This window comes from Methanoculleus sp. UBA374 (genome assembly GCA_002508705.1).
GTDB classification, from domain to species: domain Archaea; phylum Halobacteriota; class Methanomicrobia; order Methanomicrobiales; family Methanoculleaceae; genus Methanoculleus; species Methanoculleus palmolei.
Genome location: DAYL01000034.1, coordinates 127,483 through 153,374 on the forward strand (window position 1 = coordinate 127,483; position 25,892 = coordinate 153,374).

A 25,892-nucleotide genomic window follows, 5' to 3' on the forward strand; every position below is an offset into this window, starting at 1 on the left:
GAGGTGTTTCGGGATCACCTCCTCCGTTCTCTGTAACAGAAGACGGCTGTTACCGAACGGGGCTGGAGTATGCGGCCCTCTCCGGCAAAGGAGCGGACTTCTCCCCAAAGAGTATCCAGCAGTTTTTTGTCTCTTGTTCCCGTTCATTGACCGTTTTTTCGAGTACGGATAATAATATGTCGGGGTCAAATATGGGCGGTCACGTCAGAACGGCAAAATAGTCGATCTCTTCATGTGCGGTTCCCATGGTGCCGCCAAATTGATCGGACTGTCTTTTTCCTCGTTTTGCCGCCCCTGCCGATTCGATCTTTATCTTTTCCCAGCCGCAGGTTGCGCAGTCCAGGGACCTCTGCAGGATATCCTCGGGGTTGCAGGCGGAACTTGGGAGGGCGCCGAGGCGGATGACCATTTTTGCCCCAGGGGCGCAGGCCTCTGTGATGTTTTTCCAGACCGTCGCCAGGTCTCTGGCGAAGTCCTGCTGGCTTGAGTGCGTGAGTTGGCCGGTGGTGGTGTAGTTGACCGTGTCCTCGCCGCTGAGGAACCAATTCCTGAGCCACTGATCCGGGACATAGGTTCTCATCCGATAATAGGGAGGAGAAGTGATGACCCAGGTGAACCCATTTTCCGGGATGACTTTCAGAGGGTTGCGGGAATCTCCGTGGATGATGCCCCCCTGAGGTTTGGCAGGTAGTGTGCCAAAGGAGTATTTCGCTTTCCATGCGACAACATCGAGGGCATCGATTCTTTTCGGGTACAGGCCATGCTTTTCCCAGTACCGCACTGAATACTCAGGTTTGCAGCAGTAGGTGCGGGGCATCTGGTTTGAGAGGTAGGAGATGCGGTTTTTATGGACAGGCCCGTGGAGGACCCCGAGCATGAGTGCTCGCAGTGCAACGGCCTCGTCGGTGGTGCATTCCTCCATGAGGCTTTCCCGCAGTTTACAGATGTCGTGGAGTGTGTCCGAGTGGAAACAGAGTTCCCAGAATCGTCCTTCGGGGATATGATCTGGCTCCCGGTCATTGGCGAGAATGGTCTTGCAGAGTTTGATAATGTCTGCAGGGGTGGTGTCGACAAATTTTGCTGCGGATATGGCAACGGCCACCGGGCTTGAGTCGATACCCACCGAACCGAGGCCGCGTAATCGTGCAGCATAATTTGTTGTACCACGGCCGCAAAAAGGATCGAGGGCCCAGTCGTCCTGATTGGCGGAGGCCAGTGTGCGAAACGGGAAGTCCAGGGGGAACATGGTAAAATAGGGACATATGGTGTTGAGCCTCAGGATAGCACTCTGTTTTTTGGGGAGTGTGCTGATCTGCTTTTGGCCGGGTCTCTGATTCCGGAAAGGTGCGCTCATGAGGATTCGCCATTCGATTCAATTAATAATTGCCTCTTATTTCTTCTTATTTAAATATGTGGCGATTTTATAGCAAAACGTGGATGGAAGTGAGGTTTTTTTCGAGTGCGGGATATCTCTGTCCCTCTTTCGGAGGTTCACCGGAGATTGTGCTACATCGGTGTACGATGGTTGCTGACGATGAAATAGTCGATGAACACGTCACGGTCGACCTCTCGAAGAAGTTCGGCGGGTTGAAGGCCGGCAAGTCGATCGCCTCGACCGAAGGGGGTATCTCGGTGCCGGGGAATCGGGAGATCAGGACCGGGCTTGAGCGTGATAGATAGAAGCGAGGTTTTATGGTGTCGGCCGGGTTCTTCACACACTCTCCCCGGTAACGGATGACCTTTCACGTTTCTTGCGACGATGTCGCGACAACGGTAGGCTGGTACGTGTCTCTCCGATCTCAAGTCTGTGGAGTCGGGCCCGCCCGTCTCAATAAATTCCCCAACATCGTCATTGGCTATGAAGTGCGGGCGTTTTTTCTTTGGGTTTTGGATCCTCTGCCCATGTAACCATTATCATCTCTTTTGCTGTGTAGAGGCCCGACCGGCCTTGCCGCTACGGGAGCTGGCGATACAGCGGTTCCGCTCGATCTTTCATCCGGGACCAGTCTCCCGTAGCTGGCGGCGGTCTTTCCACCTACCCCCCACTCACAGAGTGCATCGGTGAGCAGCCTGAACACGAGGTCTGCCCATCTCTCACCATCCTCTCCCGGCACGTCGCAGGAAACAGCAATATAAAATGTTCCTGCAACCGAGAGGAAGGTGAGCGGGTTGGGGTCATCGAAGTCGGTGGGGGGTTCGTCACCCCCTGAGTAATAGCCGCCATGGTGTGGTGTTATGACGTCGGGGAGAAGTCCTTGTCCATTTTTCAGACTCTCAGGCGTTATCCAGGCATCGTGAAAGATGATATGGCCAGAATCATCCGAGGTGCCGAAGATAGCCGTGTGGTATTCCCCTCCCCGTTTGAACTCAACCCCCTTTGTTCCCCAGACCTGGTCGCAGTAGTGCGAGGCAAGACCCTTCAGGGCAGTTCCGGGGATGAACGGCGTGCCGTATGTGTGGTGGAGGGTTATCCCCATTTCCAGCACGTTCTCGTTCCCAAAGCCGAGCATCAGCCTGCTTTTAGTTTTGAACTCGCCCTTCTGCGCTCCATCAAGTGAGGAGGAGTAGCGGGTGAACGCTTCCTGATAGACGGGATGTGCCCTTCCCTGGGCTCTGCACATGGTCCTGAACAACCCCTTTCGGTTATCCGGGTGCTTCTTCTCCTCATCTTTGAGCGGCACCCTCAGGTATCGGTCCCTGACGAGGGCGGCGTTCGAAGCACCGGGCAACTCCGCATCGGCTGGCCTATTCGACCATAACGTTGATATGGCCTTCCTGCATGCCGGCCCCGCCATGGAACTTTGCTCGCCGGGAGAGCCGCTATATTGCCGGGCGATCATGGGTCCTCCCTCTCCGGGGATGCTTTTCCGGGCTGTCCCGGACGTTTTCTGTCCAGGAGTGCTTCTGCATAGCGTTTCAGCCACGTTGCGGCTTCAATCGCCTCCAGAGAAAGGTGCTGATATTCTATCAGGTCGGCCTCCCTGCTTTTATCCTCCAGTGTGATATTTTTCGGCAGGTCTACCACCATAACCTGGGAGAGATGACCAAGGTAGGTGTCACCCGTTTTGGTTGTTTTATCATCCTTGGCGTGGACGTAGGCTATGGCCTGCACAAGTCCGCAGGTGTGCACTAACGCCGGGAAACTCTTTGCCAGTCGGAGATAGTCATCTTTATCGTTGCTGGATGTCTTCCCCAAAACGCACCTATGCGCTCTTTCTGCTCTTTTTTGCTGCCGGGTCTGCATGTCTTTCAGCCCTCCGTAAAAAAGCACTTTACTCTACCTTTCCCTACGGTTGCCTTTCCACCGAGCTGCAGGTTCAGGCCGGTGTTTGGGCAGAACTTGGCGAGGATCTCGTCTTCTGTCAGGCCGTTGCTGCCGAACACACGGTCGCACCAGGCCAGTCCCGCCAGGATCGTCTCGCCGGGCAGGGATTCCTCGTACCACAGCCCACCCTTATCAACAATCTTTGTCTCGTCTTTAATCCTGATATGAACTGCCACTTCAGTCCCGGTTTTTGTCAGGAAGGTAAAGCAGTCATCGGAGAGAACGACGAACCGCTTTTTGAAGACTGTCCGCCATTTATCTGTATCGGAGAAGAGCATTCCGGCAAGTCTTTCTGCCCATGCATTCGCAGCATCGTTATACACTGCGGTGAAATCGAGGTCTTCAAGGAAGATCTTTTTCCCGGATCTCTCTTCTTTTTCGGGAAAGAGCGAAGACTGTTCAACATAAAAAGCCTGCTCCTTTTCAGGGGACGGTGTTTCCGGAAGTTCCTCATACCCTGCCGCCTCAAGATCCCGCCTCAGTCGCTCCAGCACCAGCGGGCTCGTCACGTATGCGAACGTGCCGTACAGGCTGCACACCGGCAGGCAGACAATATGGGCGTCGGTGAGCACCAGCGAACCGGCGTTGGACGAACCGTCACCCGCCATCTTTCCGAAGACAACATCCATTACGGCCTCGTCGGTCTTTTTTTGCTTGAAATGATCCCTCATGACGCCTTTCACTGCCGACCCCGGCACCAGCGGCCATTCGGTGATCTTTTCGCGCATGATTGGCATGTCGACGAAGCCGACACCCTTTCCTGCCCCGACATGGAGCGGCGTGATCGTCTGCAGCCAGTACATCTTCGTATTATCAGTCAAATCGTACGCCTCCGTTTTCACTCATCCGTTCTTGATTCGTTCCCGACATTCCATAACCCCCACAGGGCAAGCCCGAAGCCGTCGCGACTGTAATCCAGTCCTCCCATGGCATCGCTCACCGGCCTGAGCCAGAGCGGTTCCACCAGATCCGCCGGATTGCCCTCTGTAACCTCAAAAAAGTAGACGGAGCCTGCCGGTACAAGCCTTCGTATCGGCTTTGGTCCGCGGCTTCCCGACTCAAGGCTCCAGCCGGAGAGCGGTTTCCAGCGGCTGATGCATGCCGATACCAGTCTGAGTGTGACACCCTTGGGTGCATCCGGCGGGCGGCCCTCAAGTGTGTCTTTCTTAATCCACCCGGGCAGCCAGCCGTTAGAGAAGACTGCAGGCGTTGCCAGCACCATCCTGAGATGGTGTTTCTCTCCGCAGGCCTGCGTAATCTCAGAAGGGCAGCTCCATCCGGGGTCCTTGTCCGCCTTCCATAGAACCAATCGCCGCTCGCCCCCGAGAGGGTGGAGCGAGTTCTTCCAGGCGAGTTCTCCCGTATCCACCTTTGCGGCAATCTGAATACCTTTCGCCCCGAAATCCAGCCCTGTCGTCTCAAAAAACATCTCATTTTCAGCAGTACCGTAGCCGTGTTTGATCTTCACGTGAGTTCTCGGTTCCTTGCCGGGGAAATCCAGGAATGAACCGAGCAATTCCGGCGTACTTCTAACTGTTTTTGAGTCCGGAGGGGCGTCAAACGACGTTGCGTCGTCAGTGATGAGCCATTCGATCATCCTCTTCGCCGACCAGAAGGGGGCCATTTTGGCTGGCTTGAACTCGTCTTCGACGCTGTCTGGGAGTAGCGCCGGCAGAAGCCTCTTGTCCGGCAGGTCGCAACCTTCCCCGGGTCTCATCTCCGCCGGGCGAACCGGATGGGCGATGCGATTGCCATCTTTCTCCTCGACCTGGATATCGCCGGGCGCAGGAAAGTATATCCCGCCGTTGGAGAGCGGAAGGGGCCCGGCGACGGAGATTTTTTTGAGTTTTTCGACATCCTCTTTCATATTGAAATCGCTGCCGTTTATCTTGCCCAGCATCGTTCTCACCGAGCCTGCGAGGACCGACGGGTACGGCCAGTCGAGCGACTTCATGCGGAGACCGGGCCCGAGTGGACGGGCGTCACGTGCGATGATCGGGTCATGAGGGGCGATCGAGAGATACAGCTCATTCATGAGTTGTCGCCTCCTGTCATCGCTACGGCGATGCGCCGGGCGATAACCAACTCAGTTGCCCGGCGTAAAAGATCGTCGGAGGACTCCACGCCCTGCAACACACTTTCGATGTCTTCTTCAGCTACATCCCTGGTGCCGTTGCCGGCTTTTTTTCGTCTGAGCAGCCTGAAGAGATCTTTTTTGAGCAGACCCGGGGGGACAGGGTTTTTCCATTCTCCGTAGTCTCCGGCCATCTGGAGCAGATCGTAGGCCGCTTTGTCCGGGAGTGCGTTTTGGGTATGCAGGTCGATCCATGTCGCAAGACGCTCATCCATCCCGTTCTGGCCTTTCGGCTTCCATTGTTCTCGGACCTTCAGCGGAGACCCGCCACCCCGGATATGCAGGTGAACAGCGAGGCCATTCCTGTTGGGCTCTTTTGCCGCACGTTCGGCCGCCCTGCCGTAATCAAGAAGATCCCCGAGTGGGTTTCTCGTATGCCCTATGGCAATCCCGATGGAGAGGGTGACCCTACTTTCCGGGACTTTCTCCTCGAACCTGTCGTGAAGTACCCTAGCTGCCTTCAGGCAGGTGTCCACCGGGAGGAATGCGAGGACATCAACTCCCCCCGAGTAGACCATATAGCCATGGTGTGATTTCTCAACAATGTTGCGGGCTTCTCCGGCAAATGTCGAGAGGTTGCTGGAGAAATCCCGGTGCTCGCCTGCAGAGTTGATCTTTGAGATGGCCTCTCCTATGTGGTCGCCGTCTGCGACCAGAACCGCAAAATAGGGGTTTGGTTCTCCTGCAATGTGCAGAAGCGTGCGGAGGCGTTTATTAATCTCATTCAGTTTATCCAGATCTTTCCGGTAGGGATTGTCCTCGGGAAGAGCCGTGAGAGCCTGCTGAAGGCTTCTCTTCGTGCTTGTCAAGTGTGAGGGGAAGCAGACCTGACCATCGTATGGGAACTCCTGGTAAAACTTTGTCCCCGTACCCGATGCAAAGGCGTTTTCTCCTGCACATAGTTCCCCAATTTCGGTGAGATACCTATCCGCATCTCCTCCGTCTCTCCGGATCCTGCGGATCCAGGGCTCGAGCGCGACACGAGTGACGGATGGGAACGCTATACGCCTTCCACCGGCGAGCCGCTTGGTGAGGCCAACCGCACAGAGCTGTTCGTTCTCACTGAGGCGCATCTTCAGTGCAAGTTCGCCGTACGGTCTTCGATTGTTTTTCAGAACGGTTTCCCGTGCGCCGTCAAGCGAAGACTTCGGGATTCCCTGTGCTTCTTTCGCCTGACAGAAGTTCCGGATGGATTTTCTGCCGGCAAAAAGACGCATCAGTCTTTTTCGGGATGCGGCATAGTCGCTCCCGAGCGGTACCCACGCCGTATTGAATTCGATGATATCGTTAATTTGTGCATTCCAGATATCGTCCCGTACTAAACTGCCTGCTTCCTCTTTTGCGCCTTCTGCATACTCCAGCCATTTTCTATAAGCCGCGTTCTGTGCTTTTGTGCTTACTGTCTGCGGGTCCGCTCCTTCGGGAAGTTCGGCAAGGACAATGTTGGCCACGTTAAAGGCTTCAAGTTCTGTTTCGAGTTCTGGCGACTGGAGTCTCGAATCTCCTCTGGCTAACGCCGGGAAGATGAGCAGTCCTCCCAGGTCCGCGATCTTTGCTGCGGCGGCCCTGCTGATATCCGAGAGAAGATACGACCCGAACCAGAGATCCCGCGTCCTTCGGGCGGCTGCAATGAAGTCCTGCACGGGACCGATGGAGAGGACGTAGAGATAGGATGTCATCGGGGAACCTCTGTGAATCCCTGTTCATTGGCATACGTGAGGAAGGCTTCCAGGGCAGAGCCGCTCTGCGACCGAGACGCCATCGGCGAATTTCGGTACCTTGCCAGATCCTTTCCGCGTATTTTCGTGGAACTACACAAGGTACGATATTCTTTTTTCAGAACGACTTTCTGAACCGGCGCAACGTTAAGTTTCAGGATCAGTTGTGCAAAAACTCCATCGCTGCACTTTAGAGGACGTAGTATCAAGGGGCTCGCCATCCTCGCTTTTTCACTGCCGCCGGCAACAGGATATAATTCAAGAGTGCCGGGATTCCGGTGAGCAGGGAGATTAAATACTATGGGAAGGCCGAACTCTGCTCTTGGAAAGGCAGCGTAATCAGAGATATGGTCCAATCTCTGATACTCACGAGCGGCTCCATTGCTGATAATATGGCGGATGGATTCCGGCTCGGGCCACCGTGATCGTCCCGGCCGGGAAGAACTGTTTCCCGGGTTTCGGCCCACATTTTTGCCCTGCCTGAAGGTCTGCAGCAGCCCGATTACATCAGACCAGCACTGCAATGCGTTACCGCCATTGCCGTTCTTTATCAGAAGTACCTCCGGCATGGTGGGCCATTCCCGCAGTGAAGAGGGAACGATCCCCAATTTCTCCCGGCACCGGTTGTACCACCCATCGATACCTGCGCAGTCCGGAGGAGAGAGGTCCTGACAATACAGTGCGCCACACCCTCTGCGTGTTCTTGCTCCTATCCCGCCGAAGTTGACCCATGCCCAGAGGGCGGCATTTATTTCTTGAGACAACTTTCTTGGATATGAGAGCGTTAATGTAAATGAGATGCCGGCCGTGCAATCTGCTACCGGGACGTTTTGCCTGTTGCTGCCCTGAAATGGGAAAAGTGCATATGAGGGATGCTTGTCCTTAAACCGGGGAAAATTCTTCCCATCCGGGATGTAGGCACAGGGATATGTCTTCCCATGAGACACAATAGTTACTTCCACAACCACGGGGCTCGGGTTCTCCGTCGATCCCCAGACCTCCCCCTCCCGCTGGCGGAGCTCTTCAACTCTCTCGCACTTCGCGCCTCTCGTCGCCCGCCACCAGAACCGGAGATGCCCACGGATGCTCGGCGCCCTGATAGGCATATCGGGATCGATCTTTCCTGCTTCGTAACCCCCGCCGAAGAGGGGGGTGATCACGTCGATGGCGTATGTTTTCTTGATGATGTTCGGGTCAGAGCTTTCGTCCGGCACTTTGCCGGGATAAGGCGGTAAACTTCGTGTGATAGAATCACGCTCCTTTGTTCTTTCTCATGACTGTTCGACTGGTTTTGCGGGAGATGCTCAACATAACCGGAATCATCGACCGTTGCTTTGCTCTCTGTTGGACCGCCACGCCGTCGGGTTGGCCTTCACCGGGCGGGTCCGTCAACCCATTCCTTGCTGTGCTGTCGGTCATGTTTCCGCTCGCGTCACGATGATGCCCCCGAGCCCGTAGGCCGTGTGTTTTCCGACTTGGAGATACTCCCCGGCTTTGAGCAGGTTCCCCGCTTCGGGCATGACCGCCGAGGTGTCGTAGGTTGCCCAGCCGGTGATGCCCTCGAACCGCAGGATCTTCCCCTCCCGGGAGCGGCGGGCGACCTCGACGGTTTCGACGGCGAAGTCGAGGATGGGTGCGTCTTGTTTGAGGAGACCGTCTGGAATGCGGCAGGGATAGTGTGCGGGATCGAAGCGTTTCGTCACCCGGTTGAACACCCTCGCCGATGCCGCAAGGAGCGATCCTAAGGATGGCATGACCTCCATCCGGCCGCCCCGGACGAGGTGGACCGGCGTGACGAAGGAGACGGTCGTCAGGTCACCGAGTGGGAACTCCGGGATCTCCACGGTCTTTGCCGATATCTCGGTGACTCGGAAGCACCGCCCGGAAAAGTGCCGGGCGTTGTCATGGGCATGGATCCGGGAGAGGATCTCCGGGATATACCGCTTCCGGTCGCCGTGGACCTTGATGAATCCCTTAACCCCGCCGTTACCACGAAAGGCGAGGAGGGCGTAGGGGTTGATGTCGATCTCTTTCTCCTTGAAGACCATGCGGTAGGGGCACCTGTCGGCATCGGGGCAGTCCGGCAGGCACTCCGGTCGCGCGCACCGCAGGACGGTGCCGAGCCATCCTCTGAAGGCCGATCCGGTAAACGCCGGAAGATCGGCGTTCCGTGTGACCTTCAGATCGACGGAGATCAACGACGAACTCATGGCAAGTGAATTGAAAGACACGGGAAGGCCCTTCTACTGAAGATCCATAAATGTTGCGAAATGTTTCCAAACTGGTATCCATATGAAATATGATTTCACATATTGTAGAGATTATTTCAAAAAATCGCTACCGGGAGGAGACACCCTTCGAAATTCTTCGAGTTTCTCAAGCTCCGGCTCTGATGAACCGTCGCACCCTGCGGCCAGACACTCTTCGAATTTCTCACGTTCCTGCCGTACCGGCAGTCGTTCCCCGAGTGGCGATATGCGACTGGCCGAAGGGCAGGAGCATGAGAAAATGCTTCACGTTTTCAAGTTGCGATGGTCCATAGAACCGGAGCAGGAGCCCGAAGGTGGGGTGCCCAATGGAAAGCCGCGCCATCCTTGCCCGGGGTCCGGTTTTGATGGTAGAAATTTTGGAGTTAAGTGTTCCGATCAGGATGTACCGAGGGTTCAGAGATCTTTTTGGGGCGGCCTCATTCTCTGGCGGCAGGAATCCATTCTGTTGTCCTCGGGTCATCGTTGCGTCTCCGGCGGACGAAGGAGATTTCATTTACGGACACCGAAGGGAATGCAGTACCTGCGGCTTCCGACCGGATAACTGGGGGTCGTTCATGTACCCGGTTCAGCGGTTCCTCCTTTCCGGTTCTCCTCCGGAGACCCGCGCAGCGTCGGACGAAGTCGGGGCGTGCAGGAGCCGATAGAAAGGATTTTTATCTGGGAAAGGAGCATTCTTGCATTGACACCCGCAATGAGAAGGGTATGGAAACGGAAAAGGAATGGGCCGGGAACGGGACGGTGCTGATGAAGTTCTGGCTCCACATTGACCGGGACGAGCAGTTAAAGCGGTTCGTGGCCCGGGAGTTCAACCCGTTCAAGAACGATAAGATCACCGACGAGGGCTGGCGAAATCGGGGCAAATGGGATAACACGTGGCCGCAGCGAACGAGATGGTCGCGCGCACGAGCACCGCCTACGCGCCGTGGACGGTTGTGCCGGAGACCGGCCGGACCGAGATCGTCGTCAAGACGAACGGTGTCGCCGCTCCCGGCGAAGCGCTTCAGTGGAAGTCCGGCCCCGGACGCTCACGTGCCTGCGGGTCGATATCTTCGATCCATGCCCGCTCATGGTGATGAACAATGACGCGTCATCCGGATGGCCTTTGCAACTCCGATACGGTCGGTAACCCGCCGGACTCCGCAGACAAAAAAACATCATACCGGATTAAAATTTCAAAACAGCCGCAAAATTATGCTGCTATGGGGATTCGAACCCCAGTCGAGGGAGTGAGAGTCCCTCATGATTGGCCGGTCTACACTATAGCAGCACGTTACATCAATGTGCTCTAAATCATTGGATCTTTTGTTATTTAAACCTATCTCACGCCCCCCTCTCTTCAATCATGCCTGCATCTCCGCAATCGGGGCTCAATATGGGCTGGGATTCTCTCTTCGCTTCGTGATTTCTCTCATAGACACCAATAAGTAGCTTCCCTGCATATGTATACGGGCAGTAATGAGCAGCGTTGATGAGCAGATACGGGAACTTGAGGACGAACTCAAAAAAACCCCGTACAACAAAGCGACCTCCAAGCACATCGGCCGCCTCAAGGCAAAAATCGCGAAAATCCGTGATGAAGCGGTAGCCCGGGCCATGGCCTCCGCAGGAGGGGGCGAGGGCTACTCCGTGAAAAAATCGGGAGACGCCACGGTGGTTCTGGTCGGTTTCCCGTCCGTCGGTAAAAGTACGCTGCTCAACAGACTCACCGGCTCTAACCTCTCGGAGACGGCGGCCTATGCCTTCACGACCGTCTCCGTGATCCCGGGGACGATGGAGCACCGGGGCGCAAAGATCCAGATCCTTGATATCCCCGGCCTGATCGCCGGAGCCGCCATGGGGAAAGGCCGCGGGAAAGAGGTCATCGCCGTCGTGCGGAGCGCCGACCTGATCCTCGTCCTGGTCGACGTCTTCAACGGGCAGCATGTGGACGTCCTTCTCCGCGAGCTCCACGATGCCGGTATCCGGATCAACCGGCTAAAACCCGACATCACCATAAAAAAAGCCGGGAACGGGGGTATCAGGCTGAACACAGTCGGCGCCGTCGACCTCGACCTCGAGGAGATCCGCGCCATCCTCGCGGAGAACAGGATCGTCAACGCGGACGTTCTGATCCGCAACGAAGTCACGCAGGACGACTTTATCGATGCGATGATCGGCAACCGGGTATACGTCCCTGCGTTCATTGCGGTCAACAAGGTCGATCTGGTGGACGAGAAGACGCGGACGGGGATAGAGAAGGAGTTGATCGACCGGTTCGGTGAAGCGCCCGTCATGGTCTCGGCGCACAGCGGCTACCGTATTGAGGACCTCAAAGACGCCATATTCAATAACCTGGGATTCATGCGGGTCTATTTAAAGCCGGTCGGCGGCCCTGCGGATATGGACGAGCCGCTGATCATCCGGAGTCCGGCGACCGTCGAGGATGTCTGCAATCGTCTCCACCGGGATTTCGCGGACAAGTTTCGGTATGCAAAGGTCTGGGGAAGATCAGCAAAACACGATGCGCAGCGGGTCGGCCTCACCCACAAACTTGCGGACGGTGACGTCCTCACCGTCGTCACCCGCCGCTGATCACTTTTTCGAGGACCGGGAGAGGCGCATCGGTTTTTACAGCGGTTCCCGAGTAGTGCGCACGGCTTGCCCGGTAGCCGAGCGTCCGTAATCGCTCGATGACGGTCCCGATGCTGCCGGGAGAGACCCGGAGCGACTTTGCTACGACATGGTAGTCGTAGTGGCTTGAGGTATCCAGTTCCTGCCGGCAGGTCTCAAGCAGCCGCGCGATCTCTCTCCCCGTCCCGACCGGGACACCGGCGAGCGCCTCCTGCATCTCCTGAAGCGTCCGATCGGCGTTGATCCTTCCGGTCCAGAGGGGTCCGACCGGCACGAGGTCCGCACCGCATAGCGGGCACTCCTCCGGTTCGGGGAGCATTCCGGTCTGTTCCGTTCGGTAGAGACAGTGCGGGCACTGCATCACATAGCCGATCCGCGCAAGCGTCCGGTCGGCCGCCGCCGCCCCCTCCCGGAGCCGGAGGTGCAGGCGGTGGAAGTGCTCGTGCGCGTAGCAGAAGAGGGGTTCTACACCCCGGTCATACTTGACAACCTCACGCACAACAAACCCAAGCAGCGTTCGGAGGCCGACTTCGGCGTGATACTCGGTGTTCCGGGGGCGGGAGAAGTAGCGGCGCATGCCTGCTTTCAGGTGCGCCCCGCAGAGGGGGGCGGTGTCGGTGGCGGTGACGAAGAGGTAATTCCCGGCGCTCCTTGCCGCGGAATCGATGAACGGCGCCGGTGTCCCGAAGGGGTCGAGGTCGACGGCATCGAACGTCCTCTCGCTCATCAGCGCATTCGCGTCCCCGCGGGTGACCTCGGCGGCAAGACCCAGCGCTTCCACATTCTGCCGGGCAAGGTCGATCGCTCTTGAACTCCGGTCGTTGATCGTTACCGGGACCCCTACTTCGTGCGCCACCCGGAGCCCCCGAACGCCGGACGCCCCCATGGCGTCAAGGTAACTCTCCGGCCGCAGGATAGAGAGCAGGAGGATGGTGGCGTCCCGGTTCAGTTCCATACGTGAGTTATAAAAAACCGGACCGCTTCCCGGCGGGAACTGAAGATGAGGGTCCTGCTTCGGTACGAAAAACCTGGTCCTCCCTTCAGTAACCTCAACGATATCCATGCTTCCGAAAAAAGGGTGGATGCTCGATACCCTTATACCTTCTCATGAATAACACTCTTACTCCGGCATATGGGCTTGTGGCCTAGCCCGGACATGGCGTCAGCCTCCTAAGCTGAATGTCGGGGGTTCAAATCCCCCCAAGCCCGTCATTTTTCGAGGTTACCACTCCCGGCAGACCCTCGGGTTATTTATCGTCTACCAGAGAACCTGATCCTTTAGGAATGAGCGCTTCTGCTTTCATCAGGATTACTCGCCCCCACAACGCCGTCGTCGCCGGCCTTACCGCGCTCCTCGGGTATCTCATCGCCACAGGGACCCTCACGCCGCCGTCGCTCCTGCTTGCCGTGACCGTCGCGCTCATCACCGCCGGCGGGAACGTGATCAACGATCTCTATGATGTCGAGATCGACCGGATCAACCGACCGGAGCGGCCCATACCGTCCGGAGAGATCAGTCTTGCCGGTGCAAAGTTGTACACGGTGGCCCTCTTTTCCGGGGGGATCGCGATTGCCGTCCTGACAACGCCCCTCTGCCTTGCAATAGCCGTCATAAACTCGGTGATCCTTGTTGCATACGCCGTCTTGTTGAAACGGGTCCCGGTCTGCGGCAACATGGCCGTCGCCTACCTGACGGCGAGCGTTTTCCTCTTTGGCGGGGCGTTCGCGGGCATCGCAGGACTCGTCCAGAACCTATCGCTTGCAGCGATCACGTTCCTTGCGACCCTCGCGCGGGAGGTCCTGAAAGACGCAGAGGACGTGGACGGGGATGCGGCGGGAGGCGCACGCACTCTTCCCATGGTCATCGGCGTCCGGTGGACGGGGGTGCTCGCGTTTGCCTGTGCCTGCGGTGCCGTCGCGGTGAGCCTCCTGCCCTTCGGCGACTGGTGGGGCCCCTTTTACCTTGCCGCCATCGCGGTTGTCGATAGCGTCATCCTCTTCGGGGCCGCCCGGGGGGCCATGTGCACGACGCCGGCCTGCGTCCGGGAGTCGCGGGCGACGTCGATCCTGCGAACCGGGATGTTCGCCGCGCTTGCGGTCTTTGCGGTTGCCGCGGTAATGTAAAACCGTGTCCCTGCACCGTCCCCCCTGTGAAGAGACCGGGTTCATCCGGTATCCTCTCCAGCCGCGGCGAACATCCCGGGGCGTCTTTCCGGTTTTCGGAATAATCGCATAATTTTATCTTGTTGCGGACCGAGTTGTTTTATCTAAAAGGAGATCTTCATGAAAGTTTACCGGCACGGGGACACGTATATAGCACCAAAAGGTTCCTTTTTTGACGGAAACGTGAAGATAGACGGAAACTTCATCACCCCTCCGGAGACGCACATCTGGGGCAACCTGCTGGTTTCCGGCCGCCTCGAACTCGGGCCGTGCTCAACCGTCGGCGGTTTTATCGAGGCCGGGAACATCATCGTCGGCCATGATGCAAAGATAAAAGGGCCGCTCCGTGTCAAAACGACCGTCACCATCTGCGACAACGCATGTCTTTGCTCCATCCGTGCGGGAGGAGACATCACTCTCCGGCCGGGGGTCAGCGTCGGGGACGTCAACAGCGACGAGACGATCTTCGTCTACGGCAAGGTCGCGAGCGAGCGGTTATTCGGCAGGGCCGTGAAGGTCTACGGCACCTGATGGGTGTTCGAGGCCGAGCAGAGCGGCATCTCTCACCGCGGCCCAGTCCGCTATCGTCTCCACGCACCCGTCCTTTATGTTCACGACACCGAGTGCGGTAATCCCTACCCGGTCGCACATATCGATCCCGTCCTTCACTTCTATAAGACAGCCGACGCCGATGATCGCCTGCGGACGATACTTTTTAGCCATTCGCTTGATGAACGTCGAGCCCGGGACGATGAAGACGCGATACCCGATGCGCTCCAGCCACTCCACGTTCTCCCCGACCGGACAGCGGCCGCAGTTCCGGCATTTCAGGCCTTCCGGCGTCAGGTGCGCCGGACACTGTGCCGAACGCAGACACTGGGGCAGAAAGACCGCCCGCCGCTCAATCGGCGTCTCGGCAAAGGCTTTGGTGTTCATCGTGTTCCTGAGCGTTATGAAGAACGTGATGAGGTCCTTATCATCCAGCCCGAGGAGTTTGCAGAACGCCTTCACGAGTCCCTCCAGGAGGACCATGCCGGGGATCAGGATGCGCGGCAGGTAAAATTTTCCCCTGGTGATAGAGGCGGTGGCGATGATCGCGAGAGCTATCGCTGCAAACAGCATTCCGAGGATAAGGAAGAGCGTAACCTCCCCGATGAGGATCATCAGCCCGGTCCAGATCCCCGAATCGAAAACGGTCATTTTCCGGCTCCCCCGACAAACTGAAAAGATCCGTCATACGGAGGCCGGAGCACCCCGATATCCGTGATAATTGCGCTGACGAGGTCGAGCGGGGTGGCGTCGAAGGCGTAGTTGAGCACGTTTACGTCGTCGGGAGCAAGTTGCCGGTCGCCGCAGTAGGCGAGTTCGGCCCGGTCACGCTCCTCGACGGTGATCTCTTTCTCGGTCCGGGCGAGATCGAACGTAGAGACCGGCGCTGCGACGTAGAACGGGACCCCGTGGTGATGGGCGGCGACAGCGTGCATATAAGTCCCGATCTTGTTAAAAACCGCGTCATTTGTTATCCGGTCCGCGCCGACGATGACAAGGTCGATCATCCCCTTCCGCATAAGGTATGCCGCCGAGGAGTCGGGGATGAGGGTCACGTCGATCCCGTCCCGGGCAAGTTCCCAGCAGGTGAGCCGGGACCCCTGGTTCAGCGGCCGGGTCTCGCAGGCGATCACCCGGATCTCCTTCCCTGCCGCAACCGCCGACCGGATGACCCCGAGCGCCGTTCCCCAGCACCGGCAGGCGAGCGCTCCCGCGTTGCAGTGAGTGAGCACCGTACATGCTGTCGGGAGGAGTTCCTCCCCGAACGCGCCGAGCCTCCGGCAGGCCAGTTCGTCCTCATCGGCGACGGCATTCGCCTCGGCGACCGCGAGTTCCTTCGCCTCGGCGACCGATGCGGCCATCGCCACCTTCCTCTGCACGCGGTCGACCCCCCATGCGAGGTTGACCGCGGTCGGGCGGGTGCTCCTGAGCAGGTCTGCGGCCCGTCTGATCTCATTCTGGAATTGCCCGGGGTCCGTCTCGGTGCTCCGGACGGCTGCAAGTGCTACGCCCATCGCGCCGGCGATACCGAGCGCCGGTGCCCCCCGGATCTCAAGCCTCCTGATCGCCCGGGCGAGGTCTTCGACGGTGGTGCACCGCATCAGATCGCACCTTCCCGGGAGGAGGGTCTGGTCGATGTAGACGATACCCTCGTTCTCCGGGTCCCATGCGATGGTACAGAGGTCTTCTCTCTCCGGCATGCTCACCCCGCTCTGACCGCGTCCAGATACGCCCGCATCGCCGCCGCCCCGCCCATGGCGACCGAGTCCGGAATATCCCGGGGCGCGGTGGCGGTCCCCGCCACGTAGACCCCGGGTTTCACCGTGAGCACGGGACCGGTCTTCTGGTCGGCGACCCCGAAGAACCCTGAATCGTCTCGCGGAAGGCCGAGCATCCGGCTGATCTCTTCCACCCCGTCGGCGGGTTCGAGCCCGACGGAGAGCACCACCAGGTCCGGGTAGAACGTCTCCACCTCGCCGGTCTCCGTGTTCTCTGCGACCATCATGAGGCGGCCGTCTCCTTCGAGCACCTCGCCGGGGAACCCGCGGACGAACCGGACCCCGAGCCGCCTCGCCCGCTCGTAGTATTCCTCGTAACCTTTGCCGTACGCCCGGATGTCGTTATAGAAGATCGTGACCTCAATGTCGGGATTCTTCTCGCGGATCAGCATGGCGTTCTTCATCGCGGACATGCAGCAGACCCCGGAGCAGTACGGACGGTCGATGGAAAGGTCGCGGGAGCCGACGCACTGGACGAACGCCACACTTCGTGGGGGCCTGCCGTTTGAGAGGCGCTTCACTTTGCCTCCCGTCGGGCCGCTCGCGTTGATCATCCGCTCGAACTCGAGGCTCGTGATCACGTCGGGGATGGTGAGATACCGCAACTGTGTCTTGCGTCCGGCGTCGAACGTCCCATACCCGGTCGTGACGATGATGCTTGCCGCCGGGATCTCGATAACCCGTTCCTCATCCTCGCGGAGAATCGCCTCCTTGCCGCAGACATCGTAGCAGAGGCCGCACTCGATGCAGTGTTCCTTGTCCCTGACGACGATATCCGGGACCGCCTGGGTATGGGGCTTGTAGATTGCTTTTCTGACGCCGATGCCCGCGTCAAACCGGTTGTACACCTCTACCGGGCAGATCTGGATGCAGTCTCCGCACCCGTTGCACTCATCCTCGATGATGTAGCGGGGGTGCTTTCTGACCCTGACCCGGAAGTTTCCGACCTCCCCCTCGACCGATTCGACCTCGGAACAGGTGTGGATGGTGACGTTCGGGTGCCGGGCGACCTCCACCATCTTCGGGGAGAGGATGCACATCGAGCAGTCGTTGGTGGGGAACGTCTTGTCGAGCTGGGCCATATGTCCGCCGATGGTCGGTTCACGCTCGATGAGGTGCACATGGATGTTGTGCGCCGCAAGGTCGAGCGCCGCCTGGATGCCGGAAACCCCGGCGCCGATGACCGCGACGTCAGTCATGGCGGTACTTCCCCGCGAGTTTGATGTATTCATGCGCGTTTCGGACGTTTCCCTCCTGTTGCTCGGGTGTCGTCTCCCTGACCACTCTCCCGGGCACCCCGAGGACCAGCGAGCGCGGCGGGATCTCCTTTCCTTCGGTGACGACGGCGCCGGCGCCGATGATGGAGCCCTCCCCCACCACCGCGCCGTTCAGGACGACGGCGCCCATCCCGACGAGCACCCGGTCACGGATGGTGCAGCCGTGCAGGATGGCCCCGTGGCCGACCGAGACCTCCGCCCCGATCTCGACCGGGAAACCTGGCGTGGTGTGGACGACGGCGTTGTCCTGGATGTTCGAACCCGCTCCTACCGCGATCCGGTCCCTGTCGCCCCGGATAACGGCGCCGAACCATACGCTCACGTCGTCGGCGAGCGTCACGTCTCCGATGACTGTTGCGTTCTCCGCGATATAGACACGGCTCCCCACAACCGATCCGCTCTCCATAGTATGTTCATATTGGTTGCGACGATACAAAATGTTCTCCCTCGACCACTCTTTTCCGCCCCGCCATCGACCACTACCCATAAAACCCCTCACGGCAAACGCCTCCAGATGAAAGTGATGGTCGGGGGGACGTTCGATCCTCTGCATGCCGGGCACCGGAAACTCCTTGCCCGCTCCTTTGAACTGGCGGGGCCTGACGGGGAGGTGATCCTCGGGTTGACGACCGACGAGTTTGCCGGCGCAAAGGTGCACCCGGTCCACTCGTATCAGGAACGGCTGGAGAACGTCGCATCTTTTATCCGGGAGCACGGTTACACCGCAACATGGCGGGTCGAGCCACTCTCCGACCGGTATGGCAGCGCCCTCGACGCGGATTTTGATATCCTCGTCGTCTCCGAGGAGACTTTCCCGGTTGCCGTGAAGATCAACGAACTCCGGCGGGAGCGGGGGAAAAGGAAGGTCGACCTCCACGAGATCTCCTGCGTCCTCGCCGAAGACGGCCGGCGGATCTCGAGCACCCGGATCTACCGGGGGGAGATCGACGGACACGGGCGCCTGATCAGATGATGTGGTTTGGGATGTCTTTCTTTTTGATCAGCCAGTCACAGTAGAGGCAGTGCAGCCCCTTCGGGAGCACCTCGAACGTGCTCTCCACCGGCTCGTTCGTGTTCGTGATGCAGCCGGGGTTCGGGCACCTGACCACACCTTTGAGGACACGCGGGGTCTCGACGCCTTTCTTCTCCGCCACCTGGTAGTCGCGGATGATGTTGATCTTTGCGTGCGGTGCAAGCAGGGCTATCCGGTCGACCTCCTCCGTGCGGAGTTCCCGGTTCTCTATCTTGACGATATCCTTCTTTCTCATCCGCTTGCTTCTGACGTTCGTCGCGACACTCAGGCATTCGTGCGTCGAGCCGGTGATCCCGAGTATCCGGAGCACGTTCAATGCCTCACCGGCCGTGATGTGGTCGATGACGGTGCCGTTCTTGATGGGGCTGATGATCAGCCCTCCTGACGGGTCTTTCCTGGTCACTTCATCACCTCATGGAGGAGCGCCATCCTGACAGGCACACCGTTCTTTGCCTGCTCAAAGTAGCGTGCATAGGGCGTGCGGTCAACCGCCGGGTCGATCTCCCCGGCGCGCGGGAGGGGGTGGAGGATCATCAGGTGGTCCCGGACACCGGTGAACAGGTCGGGCGTGATCCGGTAACTGGACGCGACGTCGTAGTACGATGCCGAGTCCGGAAACCGCTCGCGCTGGATCCGGGTGACATAGAGAACGTCGAGATCCCGGATCACCTCTTCCACGTCCGTATGCTCGATCACCTCCATCCCGCGCTCCCGAAGTTCGAGGGTGATACTTTCCGGCATCTCGAGGCCTCTCGGTGCGATTGTATGCAGGGTGACGCCGTAGAGGGAGAGGGCGAGCGCCAGTGAGTGTGCGGTCCTGCCGTAACGGAGGTCTCCGAGAAGTCCGACATGTATTCCGTCGATCGGCATCGACTGCCTGATGGTGTAGAGGTCGAGCAGCGTCTGGCTCGGGTGCTGCCCGGCGCCGTCCCCGGCGTTGATGACCGGGACCGTGGCGAACTCGCTTGCCAGCCGGGCCGCTCCTTCCTTTGGGTGGCGGAGCACGATGGCATCCGCATAGCCGCTCACCACCCGGATGGTGTCGGCCAGCGTCTCTCCCTTGACGATGGAACTTGCTTCGACGGAATCGACGCTGATCGAGTCCCCGCCGAGCCGCGCCATGGCCGTCGCAAACGACATTCGCGTTCGGGTGCTGGGCTCAAAGAAGAGGAGAGCCGCAAGTTTGCCCTCAAGCATCCGGGGTCGGTACTTCCCGGTATCGAACTCCCGTGCCCGGTCCAGCAGGTAATCGAGATCGCTCCTTTCAAAATCGCGGATAGAGATTATGTGGTACATCGTGTGGCTACCTTCCGGGGCTCCGGGCCCGGCCGGCGGGGGCGGTGCCCGAACCGTTCCGCCCTCCCGTCGTAACACGGACGAAAAGCCCTCTTCTCTCCTGGATAGTGGTTCGCCCCGCACCCACTAATACCTTTTTTTCCCGCCCGATGCACAACAACCTTTCTCATCTCCGCCCGCCTCATACTATGTCTGGAGGAGCGTTCATGTCCGAAGAACGGGAAAAGTATGCCCCCGAGGTTTGTTGCCACTGCGGAGGGCTCGGGTGCCTCTATTGCGACAAGAAGGGTACCGTGATGGTGCTGCAGCCGTCGCGGAAGTGCAGGCACTGCGGCGGCGATTGCTGTATTTACTGCGGCTACACCGGGTGGGAGCACCCGCTCCGGGAGTAGACCCGCCTATTTCCGTGCAATCGTGATATAACCGCTGTGGGCGACCCGGGTCGACGGCCTGGTCCCCCGGGCGGAGCGCGTCAGTTCCCGCTCCATGCACTCGTAGCAGTGGACGTCCCGGAAGAGCGGCGCCGCGGTATCGAGCGCGACGAACGTGTGCTCAAGGAACGGGGTGTAGCAGGCGAGGTAGCCCCCGGGCGAAAGAAGCGAGAAAGCGTGCTCCACGTGCGCCGGCGTTATCGTGAGGTCCAGGTGGACGACATCGAACTCTCCGGTTGCCGCGAGCATATCGGCCGCGATCACCTCAACGTTATCGAGCCGCGCGTTCCGGATGTTCTTCTCCGCGAGTCGGGCGAATTCCGGGCGCACCTCGTATGTCTTCACCTCGCGCGCGATCTTCCCGAAGTAGATTGCGGCAACCCCGCTCCCGGTCCCGGCGTCGAGGACCGTGTCCTCACGGTTCATCCCCGTGTAGGCGATCACGATCCCGATATCCTTCGGGAGCATGGGCGCCCCGCTCCTCTTCGCGTGGACGAAGAAATCGGTCGATCGGGGGCGAAGGACCCTGAACGGGACGCCGAGATGGGTCCTGATCTCGCCCCCGGGATTCATGCCCGCGAGCGCGCCGAGGTCGATCACCCCCCGGTCGGTGGAGAACGGCCCTTCGCTCGCCGTCACGAAGTACTCGCGGTCCTCACCGACAAGCAGGAGGCGTTCGCCGGCCTCGATCATTGCTGTGAGAGTTTCAGGATCGCTTCGGCGATATCGCCGCGGGTCTCGGTGAGCGCTTTGCGGGCAACCTCTTCCGTCGCCCCGGTCTGGGATGCGACGAGGGCGACGTCTTCGTCGGGGATCTCCGGGTCGGCCTCTTCAAATCGGGCCTCTCCCGTGAGCTGGTAGGTAGTGACCCCCTGCATGGTGGTCGCGACGACCTGGGCATCGTCAAAGACGTAGTTCCCCCGGGCCGTGGAGATCACTACCTTCTCCACGCCCTCGATCTCCTCCATCTCCATGCCCATCTGCTTCATCATCTGCTTCATCTTTTTCGGGTTTATCTTTCCGGGAAACATTCGGATCCTCTCCCCTGTCGTACTTTTACCGCTACACCGTAATTAAATGCCAGCATCTCCCGGCCGGAGAGCAGGGCCGTGCCGGTGGCGAGGAGCACGTCGTCCCCGGTCACCACCATCACCTCGTCTCCTGTGCGGATACGCGCGTCGGCGGCGACGACGTGCTTTGCCATCGTATTCTTTCCGTCCGCAATGAACGCCGCCACGTCTTCCTGCACCCTCACCCGGTAGGCCGGGGGGGGGAGATGCGCTGCGAGCCGCGCCGCTCCGACGATCCCGAGGGTCAGGCGGCCGTCCTGGGCCCTGACGGTGGCGAGCCTCTCTTTCCCGAGGCGCACCTGCCGGATGCGCCCCGTTGTGGAGAACTGGAAGGTGCACTCGTCGGGGAATACTGCAACTCCGGCCCCGGCGCCGAACTGGAAGTCAGCAATCGTCCGGATCCGCCGAAGCGAACTGTCTTTTGAGTACTCGGTTGACACAATCAACAAACTCCTCTTCTGTGTCGTGGGGGATGAACGCCCCGGCCGCAATCCGGTGCCCGCCGCCGGCGCCGCCTACCGCTGCCGTCGCCTCAACGAGCGCCGCGCAGAGGTCGACTCCGCGGTCAAGCGCCCACTCGTTCGTCCGCATTGAGACCTTCGTGGTCTCCGGTTCGTCCACCATCGCGGCGAGCACCATCATCGGCTTTCTCCAGTTCAGTTTGGAGAGCGCCATGCCCGCCCCGATCCCGACGATGGTGTCGGGGAACCGGTCGCCGGTGTTGATGTACTGCAGGTGGGACAACTCCGTCACCCCGGTTTCAAGGATATACTGGAGCAGGTCGCGGATGACCGCCCGGTGGTGGCCGAGCATGTACTCCGCGTCGCGGTAGGCTTCGGCGCGGTCGCCGCGGCAGATGCTGCTCCCGACTTTCGGCTTTGCCCATCTGCCGCAGGCGTTGAGCAGCGTGGCGTACTCGGAGGCGTTCCTGAGCGCCGTCCGTTCCGGCTCGTCCGGGAATATGTAGGTCTCGGCGAGCAGACGGTCGGTGTCTCTCCCGTGTGCGATGAGCTGCTGGACAAGAGCGCTGATGATCTTGCGCCGGTCGTCGAACGGGAGTTCTTCCCAGACGAGCCAGCCTCCCCGGGGCGTCTTCAGTTCGACATCGAGTTTTTCGAGGAACCGGAGCGCCGTGTTCGGGTTGTTTGAGATCCCGTCGATGTAGGGGTCGTCGCAGTAGCCGAGGCAGACATGGACCGGGCGGGTGGACGTCCCGTAGCAGTTCAGGTCCCGGTCCTGCACGACGATGTTGCCGTACTCCACGCCGTCCTGGGCGATCTCGCGTGCCGGGCCGACCAGCCCGCAGTTCTCCCGGGCCATCATATCCCCGACGTTCCCGACCACGGCGAGTTTGGCAAGGTCGATGTTCGTCGGGTCGATTGCCTTCGCAACCAGGTACGCGATACCAGCCGCACTCATCCGCGTAATCCCGTAATCGAGGCAGTTCACCCGGGGGTAGGCCGTGTCGCAGGGCTGGCTGATGTGGTGATCGAGGATCAGGACCTCGTCCGCCGAGAGACCGTGCGCCGACAGAAGGTTCTGCTGGCCGGCCCCTAGGTCGGTGAAGAGTTTTAAGGAACTATCCTTCGGAACGTGGCGCATTGCCATCGGCTCAAGCTGGCGGACGAAGATGGACTCGACCGGCATACCCTCGCGGGAGAGCGCCTGTGCGAGAATGGACTCCGTGCTGATGCCGTCGGCGTCGATGTGAGAGACGACCGTCACCGACTCCGCTTCACAGATCCGATCCGCCGCCCTCCGTACATCTGTTTCGAGGCCCATCTCCATAGTAGTGCGTCGCGAGATGTCAATAAAGCGTGGGTGCATGGGACTCTTTGGGCAGTCCTTCTTAAGGGTCTGTTTTGTTCCTTGTGTCGTTCTACACACACCCATGCAGGGATTTCTATCGGACAACTCCGTTCCTGAAACTGAAGGAACGTCGTTCCTCGGTGCTCGTGCTCCGGATGTTCCTTCCGTCGCATATCGCCTCGCACCGCCCCCGCCCCGGCGGGGCGGGTGGGGCTGACGAGATGTGCGATCTTGCGAGTGGAGACAGAGGATGCCCCCACGGTCCACTGTACCGGTTTTCCCCCGCTTCGGTCGCTTTGCTCCGTCCAAACCCTGTCCTCGCCCCCCGCCTCTTCAAAAGATATCTAAGATAATAGCACCATAGCACCGATCATACAACCTTTCCGGAGAGACGGTACATGGCGACAAACGAAATGCGTGAATTTCTGGAGACCGGCGTGATCGACGCCGGCAGGATGCGGGCGGTCGAGGGGAACGCTGTTGCGCTCGGCCATTCGTCGCTTTCGATGATGGAGAGCGCAGGGAAGGCGACCGCCGATGCCGTCCTTGCATATGGGCCCTCCCGCGTTCTCATCCTCTGCGGGAGGGGGAACAACGGCGGCGACGGGATGGTGGCGGCGCGGTACCTCCAGCACCTCGACGCGGTCGACGTCGTCTGCCCCGACTGCGACCCGATGACTCCTGCGGCCGCTGCTCAGGAATCCCTCCTCCGGCACTGCTCCGTTGTCCTTCACCGGGTCCGGTGTGCCGCCGAGACCGATCGGCTCGGCCCTCTCTTTACCGCAGCCGACGTCATCGTCGACGCGATGATCGGCACCGGGCTCTCGGGGGCGGTGCGGGAACCGTTTGCAACCCTTGTCGCCCGGGCAAACGCAAGCGGGGCACCGGTCGTCGCCGTCGATATCCCCACCCCCGGCATCCGGGCGGCGAAGATAGTATCGTTCCACCGGCCGAAGGTGGAGGGTGCGGATGTGGCGGATATCGGCATCCCCCTCGAAGCGGAGGTCTATACCGGTCCCGGCGACCTCACCCTCGTCCCGGCACGGGCATCCGGAGCCCACAAGGGCGCCGGGGGCGAGGTGCTGGTGGTTGGGGGCGGGCCCTACCAGGGGGCGCCCTACATCGCGGCGATGGGTGCGCTCCGCGCCGGGGCCGATATCGTCCGGATAGCCTCTCCCGCCTACATCCCCATGCCCGACCTGATCTACGAGCGCCTGGAGGGGAGGGTGATCACGAGCGATCACCTGGAGACGATCCTCCGGCTCGTTGAACGGGCCGATGTGGTTGTCTGCGGCATGGGCCTCGGGACCAGGAGCCATGACGTCGTGCTCGCCATCGCCGGGGCGGCGAAACGAGCGGTCTTTGATGCCGATGCGCTCGCCCTCCCCCTGCCGGCGGCTGAAGAGACGGTCTACACCCCGCACGCCGGAGAGTTCGCGAGAATTTTCCGGACGGAACCGCCGGCGGACCTTGTGGAGCGCGGCCGGTGCGTGAAGGCCGCCGCAACGACTGGGACCATCCTGCTCAAAGGTCCGGTCGACGTCGTCTCCGACGGGGCGCGGGTCAGGTTCAACCGGACCGGAACCCCTGCCATGACCACCGGGGGGACGGGCGACCTGCTCGCCGGTGTCACAGGGGCGGGCCTCTGCCATCTCCCCGCGTTCGAGGCGGCCTGCATCGCCGCGTACGCAAACGGCAGGGCCGGTATGCAGGCCGCGGAGGAGCGCCGGTGCGGGATGCTCGCCACCGATATGCTGGACTACATTCCGGAAGAACTCTTCGGGGGCGAAACACCGAAATAACGTTCCGGCCCGCTTCCGGTCACTCCGAGGCGCTCCCGAAAACGCCCTCTTTTATCCCCGAAGAACGAGAAGATCTCCTGCGATACCCATGAACGAGTCCGGCAAAGAGGGTAAGACCCCGGTCTTCACCCACATCGAGAACGACCGCGCGCAGATGGTAGACATCTCGGCAAAGTCCGAGGTCTCCAGGGAAGCGGTTGCAAGCGGGAGGATCTACCTGCGAAACGAGACGCTTCAGGCTATCCGGGAAGGGACCGTGGTTAAGGGCAATGTGCTTGCGACCGCACGGGTGGCGGCAACCCTCGCGGTGAAAGACACCCCGCGCATCATCCCCATGTGCCACCCGATACCTCTCGGGGGCATCATCATCGACTTTGCGGAAGGCGACGGCTATATCGAAGCGACCGCCCGCGTGAAGTCTTACGGGAGGACGGGCGTCGAGATGGAAGCGCTCACCGGCGTCTCCGTCGCTCTTCTCACCGTCTGGGATATGGTCAAGTCGGCGGAGAAAGACGAAAACGGACAGTATCCGGTCACCCGGATCGATGCCGTCCACGTCGTGGAGAAGCGCAAGGGTGTCTAGGTTTTCTTGCGGGCACCTTTCGCCGGCAAAAGGAATCTTTTATC

The 25,892-nt window shown here is 59.9% G+C and carries 28 protein-coding genes, 2 tRNA genes and 1 pseudogene; 11 read left to right on the plus strand and 20 right to left on the minus strand.

The genetic code is table 11. The features are described 5' to 3' along the window. Positions 1-199: 199 nt before the first annotated feature. Complete coding sequence (locus BRA42_RS13920) at positions 200-1,354, minus strand: DNA methyltransferase (RefSeq protein WP_342771317.1); 1,155 nt, start codon at positions 1,352-1,354, stop codon at positions 200-202. A gap of 167 nt (positions 1,355-1,521) precedes the next feature. Here BRA42_RS13920 and BRA42_RS13925 point away from each other — a divergent pair, with 167 nt between their 5' ends. Further along, complete coding sequence (locus BRA42_RS13925) at positions 1,522-1,680, plus strand: hypothetical protein (RefSeq protein WP_292405263.1); 159 nt, start codon at positions 1,522-1,524, stop codon at positions 1,678-1,680. A 176-nt stretch (positions 1,681-1,856) separates the two neighbouring features. On the opposite strand, the gene cmr6 is transcribed toward BRA42_RS13925, so the two are convergent. The 7 genes from cmr6 to cas6 all read right to left on the minus strand — a co-directional run bounded on the left by cmr6 (position 1,857) and on the right by cas6 (position 9,408). Then, on the minus strand, positions 1,857-2,840 hold the full coding sequence (gene cmr6, locus BRA42_RS13930) for a type III-B CRISPR module RAMP protein Cmr6 (protein WP_292405261.1): 984 nt from the start codon (positions 2,838-2,840) through the stop codon (positions 1,857-1,859). Beyond that, a complete protein-coding gene (cmr5, locus tag BRA42_RS13935; protein WP_342686281.1) occupies positions 2,837-3,244 on the minus strand; it encodes a type III-B CRISPR module-associated protein Cmr5 in 408 nt (135 codons plus the stop codon). Before cmr5 ends, cmr6 begins: the two co-directional genes overlap by 4 nt. A 5-nt stretch (positions 3,245-3,249) precedes the next feature. Further along, positions 3,250-4,167, minus strand: a complete 918-nt coding sequence (gene cmr4 / locus BRA42_RS13940) for a type III-B CRISPR module RAMP protein Cmr4 (RefSeq protein WP_342686282.1) — start codon at positions 4,165-4,167, stop codon at positions 3,250-3,252. Beyond that, positions 4,164-5,360, minus strand: a complete 1,197-nt coding sequence (gene cmr3 / locus BRA42_RS13945; RefSeq protein WP_342771318.1) for a type III-B CRISPR module-associated protein Cmr3 — start codon at positions 5,358-5,360, stop codon at positions 4,164-4,166. Before cmr3 ends, cmr4 begins: the two co-directional genes overlap by 4 nt. Continuing rightward, complete coding sequence (cas10, locus tag BRA42_RS13950) at positions 5,357-7,138, minus strand: type III-B CRISPR-associated protein Cas10/Cmr2 (protein WP_342686284.1); 1,782 nt, start codon at positions 7,136-7,138, stop codon at positions 5,357-5,359. The genes cmr3 and cas10 overlap by 4 nt, the downstream gene beginning before the upstream one ends. Beyond that, entirely contained in the window at positions 7,135-8,391 is a 1,257-nt protein-coding gene (gene cmr1 / locus BRA42_RS13955; RefSeq protein ID WP_292405251.1) for a type III-B CRISPR module RAMP protein Cmr1, read from the minus strand. The genes cas10 and cmr1 overlap by 4 nt, the downstream gene beginning before the upstream one ends. 201 nt (positions 8,392-8,592) lie before the next feature. Further along, positions 8,593-9,408: a CRISPR system precrRNA processing endoribonuclease RAMP protein Cas6 gene (gene cas6 / locus BRA42_RS13960; protein ID WP_292405249.1), complete on the minus strand. Its 816-nt coding sequence runs from the start codon at positions 9,406-9,408 to the stop codon at positions 8,593-8,595. 741 nt (positions 9,409-10,149) lie between these two features. Between cas6 and BRA42_RS14580 the strand changes: the two are divergent. Together BRA42_RS14580 and BRA42_RS13965 are read left to right on the plus strand one after the other, a co-directional pair. Next, positions 10,150-10,305, plus strand: a pseudogene (locus BRA42_RS14580) (phosphate--AMP phosphotransferase); the annotation flags it as partial. Between the two features lie 14 nt (positions 10,306-10,319). After that, complete coding sequence (locus BRA42_RS13965) at positions 10,320-10,520, plus strand: hypothetical protein (RefSeq protein ID WP_342686286.1); 201 nt, start codon at positions 10,320-10,322, stop codon at positions 10,518-10,520. A gap of 119 nt (positions 10,521-10,639) precedes the next feature. On the opposite strand, the gene BRA42_RS13970 is transcribed toward BRA42_RS13965, so the two are convergent. Further along, positions 10,640-10,714 (minus strand) — tRNA-Glu (locus BRA42_RS13970). Between the two features lie 188 nt (positions 10,715-10,902). On the opposite strand from BRA42_RS13970, the gene BRA42_RS13975 reads away from it, so the two are divergent. Then, complete coding sequence (locus tag BRA42_RS13975; protein WP_292405246.1) at positions 10,903-12,018, plus strand: OBG GTPase family GTP-binding protein; 1,116 nt, start codon at positions 10,903-10,905, stop codon at positions 12,016-12,018. Here the strand turns inward: BRA42_RS13975 and BRA42_RS13980 are convergent. Next, a complete protein-coding gene (locus BRA42_RS13980) occupies positions 12,005-13,120 on the minus strand; it encodes a tRNA (guanine(10)-N(2))-dimethyltransferase (RefSeq protein ID WP_292405244.1) in 1,116 nt (371 codons plus the stop codon). The genes BRA42_RS13975 and BRA42_RS13980 overlap by 14 nt on opposite strands. Positions 13,121-13,191: 71 nt before the next feature. Here BRA42_RS13980 and BRA42_RS13985 point away from each other — a divergent pair. The 3 genes from BRA42_RS13985 to BRA42_RS13995 all read left to right on the plus strand — a co-directional run bounded on the left by BRA42_RS13985 (position 13,192) and on the right by BRA42_RS13995 (position 14,751). Continuing rightward, a tRNA-Arg gene (locus BRA42_RS13985) sits at positions 13,192-13,266 on the plus strand. A gap of 75 nt (positions 13,267-13,341) precedes the next feature. Continuing rightward, positions 13,342-14,181 carry a geranylgeranylglycerol-phosphate geranylgeranyltransferase gene (locus BRA42_RS13990; protein WP_342770253.1) on the plus strand — a complete coding sequence of 280 codons (840 nt, stop codon included), beginning with the start codon at positions 13,342-13,344 and terminating at the stop codon, positions 14,179-14,181. A 222-nt stretch (positions 14,182-14,403) separates the two neighbouring features. Then, on the plus strand, positions 14,404-14,751 hold the full coding sequence (locus BRA42_RS13995; RefSeq protein ID WP_292405240.1) for a polymer-forming cytoskeletal protein: 348 nt from the start codon (positions 14,404-14,406) through the stop codon (positions 14,749-14,751). Here BRA42_RS13995 and BRA42_RS14000 read toward each other — a convergent pair. Genes BRA42_RS14000 through BRA42_RS14015 form a run of 4 tightly spaced genes read right to left on the minus strand, consistent with a single transcriptional unit; the run spans position 14,716 to position 18,230 of the window. Next, positions 14,716-15,420 carry a DUF116 domain-containing protein gene (locus BRA42_RS14000; RefSeq protein WP_342770252.1) on the minus strand — a complete coding sequence of 235 codons (705 nt, stop codon included), beginning with the start codon at positions 15,418-15,420 and terminating at the stop codon, positions 14,716-14,718. The genes BRA42_RS13995 and BRA42_RS14000 overlap by 36 nt on opposite strands. Next, positions 15,417-16,469, minus strand: a complete 1,053-nt coding sequence (mtnA, locus tag BRA42_RS14005) for an S-methyl-5-thioribose-1-phosphate isomerase (protein ID WP_292405236.1) — start codon at positions 16,467-16,469, stop codon at positions 15,417-15,419. The genes BRA42_RS14000 and mtnA overlap by 4 nt, the downstream gene beginning before the upstream one ends. A 2-nt stretch (positions 16,470-16,471) precedes the next feature. Then, positions 16,472-17,746, minus strand: a complete 1,275-nt coding sequence (locus BRA42_RS14010; protein ID WP_342770251.1) for a CoB--CoM heterodisulfide reductase iron-sulfur subunit A family protein — start codon at positions 17,744-17,746, stop codon at positions 16,472-16,474. Continuing rightward, positions 17,739-18,230, minus strand: coding sequence for a gamma carbonic anhydrase family protein (locus BRA42_RS14015; RefSeq protein ID WP_342770250.1), 492 nt, complete (start codon positions 18,228-18,230; stop codon positions 17,739-17,741). The genes BRA42_RS14010 and BRA42_RS14015 overlap by 8 nt, the downstream gene beginning before the upstream one ends. A 108-nt stretch (positions 18,231-18,338) precedes the next feature. On the opposite strand from BRA42_RS14015, the gene BRA42_RS14020 reads away from it, so the two are divergent. Then, positions 18,339-18,797: a phosphopantetheine adenylyltransferase gene (locus BRA42_RS14020; RefSeq protein ID WP_292405229.1), complete on the plus strand. Its 459-nt coding sequence runs from the start codon at positions 18,339-18,341 to the stop codon at positions 18,795-18,797. On the opposite strand, the gene pyrI is transcribed toward BRA42_RS14020, so the two are convergent. Beyond that, entirely contained in the window at positions 18,790-19,260 is a 471-nt protein-coding gene (pyrI, locus tag BRA42_RS14025) for an aspartate carbamoyltransferase regulatory subunit (RefSeq protein WP_292405227.1), read from the minus strand. The genes BRA42_RS14020 and pyrI overlap by 8 nt on opposite strands. Beyond that, positions 19,257-20,153, minus strand: coding sequence for an aspartate carbamoyltransferase (gene pyrB / locus BRA42_RS14030; protein ID WP_342770249.1), 897 nt, complete (start codon positions 20,151-20,153; stop codon positions 19,257-19,259). Before pyrB ends, pyrI begins: the two co-directional genes overlap by 4 nt. 206 nt (positions 20,154-20,359) lie before the next feature. Here pyrB and BRA42_RS14035 point away from each other — a divergent pair, with 206 nt between their 5' ends. Then, positions 20,360-20,545: a hypothetical protein gene (locus BRA42_RS14035; protein WP_292405222.1), complete on the plus strand. Its 186-nt coding sequence runs from the start codon at positions 20,360-20,362 to the stop codon at positions 20,543-20,545. A gap of 6 nt (positions 20,546-20,551) precedes the next feature. On the opposite strand, the gene BRA42_RS14040 is transcribed toward BRA42_RS14035, so the two are convergent. The 4 genes from BRA42_RS14040 to BRA42_RS14055 are packed head-to-tail and all read right to left on the minus strand — an operon-like array spanning position 20,552 to position 23,436. Further along, positions 20,552-21,277 (minus strand): methyltransferase domain-containing protein, encoded by a 726-nt coding sequence (locus BRA42_RS14040; RefSeq protein WP_342770248.1) that lies wholly within the window; start codon positions 21,275-21,277, stop codon positions 20,552-20,554. Next, positions 21,274-21,615, minus strand: coding sequence for a nascent polypeptide-associated complex protein (locus BRA42_RS14045; protein ID WP_342770247.1), 342 nt, complete (start codon positions 21,613-21,615; stop codon positions 21,274-21,276). Before BRA42_RS14045 ends, BRA42_RS14040 begins: the two co-directional genes overlap by 4 nt. Then, positions 21,597-22,094, minus strand: a complete 498-nt coding sequence (locus BRA42_RS14050) for a PUA domain-containing protein (RefSeq protein ID WP_292405214.1) — start codon at positions 22,092-22,094, stop codon at positions 21,597-21,599. Before BRA42_RS14050 ends, BRA42_RS14045 begins: the two co-directional genes overlap by 19 nt. Next, the gene (locus BRA42_RS14055) at positions 22,039-23,436 is read right to left on the minus strand and encodes a DHH family phosphoesterase (protein WP_292405211.1); all 1,398 of its coding nucleotides are present in this window, start codon (positions 23,434-23,436) and stop codon (positions 22,039-22,041) included. The genes BRA42_RS14050 and BRA42_RS14055 overlap by 56 nt, the downstream gene beginning before the upstream one ends. A 425-nt stretch (positions 23,437-23,861) precedes the next feature. Between BRA42_RS14055 and BRA42_RS14060 the strand changes: the two genes are divergently transcribed. Both BRA42_RS14060 and moaC read left to right on the plus strand, forming a co-directional pair. Continuing rightward, positions 23,862-25,265: an NAD(P)H-hydrate dehydratase gene (locus BRA42_RS14060; RefSeq protein ID WP_292405208.1), complete on the plus strand. Its 1,404-nt coding sequence runs from the start codon at positions 23,862-23,864 to the stop codon at positions 25,263-25,265. Between the two features lie 88 nt (positions 25,266-25,353). Next, on the plus strand, positions 25,354-25,848 hold the full coding sequence (gene moaC / locus BRA42_RS14065) for a cyclic pyranopterin monophosphate synthase MoaC (protein ID WP_292405206.1): 495 nt from the start codon (positions 25,354-25,356) through the stop codon (positions 25,846-25,848). The last annotated feature ends 44 nt before the right edge of the window (positions 25,849-25,892 follow it).

Bases quoted from the DNA above. Each gene is read 5' to 3' on its own strand.
- BRA42_RS14040 (WP_342770248.1), bottom strand. From the start codon at position 21,277: ATGATCGAGGCCGGCGAACGCCTCCTGCTTGTCGGTGAGGACCGCGAG.
- BRA42_RS14015 (WP_342770250.1), bottom strand. From the start codon at position 18,230: ATGGAGAGCGGATCGGTTGTGGGGAGCCGTGTCTATATCGCGGAGAAC.
- pyrB (WP_342770249.1), bottom strand. From the start codon at position 20,153: ATGTACCACATAATCTCTATCCGCGATTTTGAAAGGAGCGATCTCGAT.
- cmr3 (WP_342771318.1), bottom strand. From the start codon at position 5,360: ATGAATGAGCTGTATCTCTCGATCGCCCCTCATGACCCGATCATCGCA.
- cmr5 (WP_342686281.1), bottom strand. From the start codon at position 3,244: ATGCAGACCCGGCAGCAAAAAAGAGCAGAAAGAGCGCATAGGTGCGTT.
- BRA42_RS14020 (WP_292405229.1), top strand. From the start codon at position 18,339: ATGAAAGTGATGGTCGGGGGGACGTTCGATCCTCTGCATGCCGGGCAC.
- BRA42_RS14035 (WP_292405222.1), top strand. From the start codon at position 20,360: ATGTCCGAAGAACGGGAAAAGTATGCCCCCGAGGTTTGTTGCCACTGC.
- BRA42_RS13980 (WP_292405244.1), bottom strand. From the start codon at position 13,120: ATGGATATCGTTGAGGTTACTGAAGGGAGGACCAGGTTTTTCGTACCG.
- BRA42_RS14010 (WP_342770251.1), bottom strand. From the start codon at position 17,746: ATGACTGACGTCGCGGTCATCGGCGCCGGGGTTTCCGGCATCCAGGCG.
- BRA42_RS14055 (WP_292405211.1), bottom strand. From the start codon at position 23,436: ATGGGCCTCGAAACAGATGTACGGAGGGCGGCGGATCGGATCTGTGAA.
- BRA42_RS14000 (WP_342770252.1), bottom strand. From the start codon at position 15,420: ATGACCGTTTTCGATTCGGGGATCTGGACCGGGCTGATGATCCTCATC.
- cmr6 (WP_292405261.1), bottom strand. From the start codon at position 2,840: ATGATCGCCCGGCAATATAGCGGCTCTCCCGGCGAGCAAAGTTCCATG.
- moaC (WP_292405206.1), top strand. From the start codon at position 25,354: ATGAACGAGTCCGGCAAAGAGGGTAAGACCCCGGTCTTCACCCACATC.
- BRA42_RS14060 (WP_292405208.1), top strand. From the start codon at position 23,862: ATGGCGACAAACGAAATGCGTGAATTTCTGGAGACCGGCGTGATCGAC.
- BRA42_RS13975 (WP_292405246.1), top strand. From the start codon at position 10,903: ATGAGCAGCGTTGATGAGCAGATACGGGAACTTGAGGACGAACTCAAA.
- mtnA (WP_292405236.1), bottom strand. From the start codon at position 16,469: ATGCCGGAGAGAGAAGACCTCTGTACCATCGCATGGGACCCGGAGAAC.
- BRA42_RS13925 (WP_292405263.1), top strand. From the start codon at position 1,522: ATGGTTGCTGACGATGAAATAGTCGATGAACACGTCACGGTCGACCTC.
- BRA42_RS14045 (WP_342770247.1), bottom strand. From the start codon at position 21,615: ATGTTTCCCGGAAAGATAAACCCGAAAAAGATGAAGCAGATGATGAAG.
- BRA42_RS13920 (WP_342771317.1), bottom strand. From the start codon at position 1,354: ATGAGCGCACCTTTCCGGAATCAGAGACCCGGCCAAAAGCAGATCAGC.
- BRA42_RS13990 (WP_342770253.1), top strand. From the start codon at position 13,342: ATGAGCGCTTCTGCTTTCATCAGGATTACTCGCCCCCACAACGCCGTC.
- cas10 (WP_342686284.1), bottom strand. From the start codon at position 7,138: ATGACATCCTATCTCTACGTCCTCTCCATCGGTCCCGTGCAGGACTTC.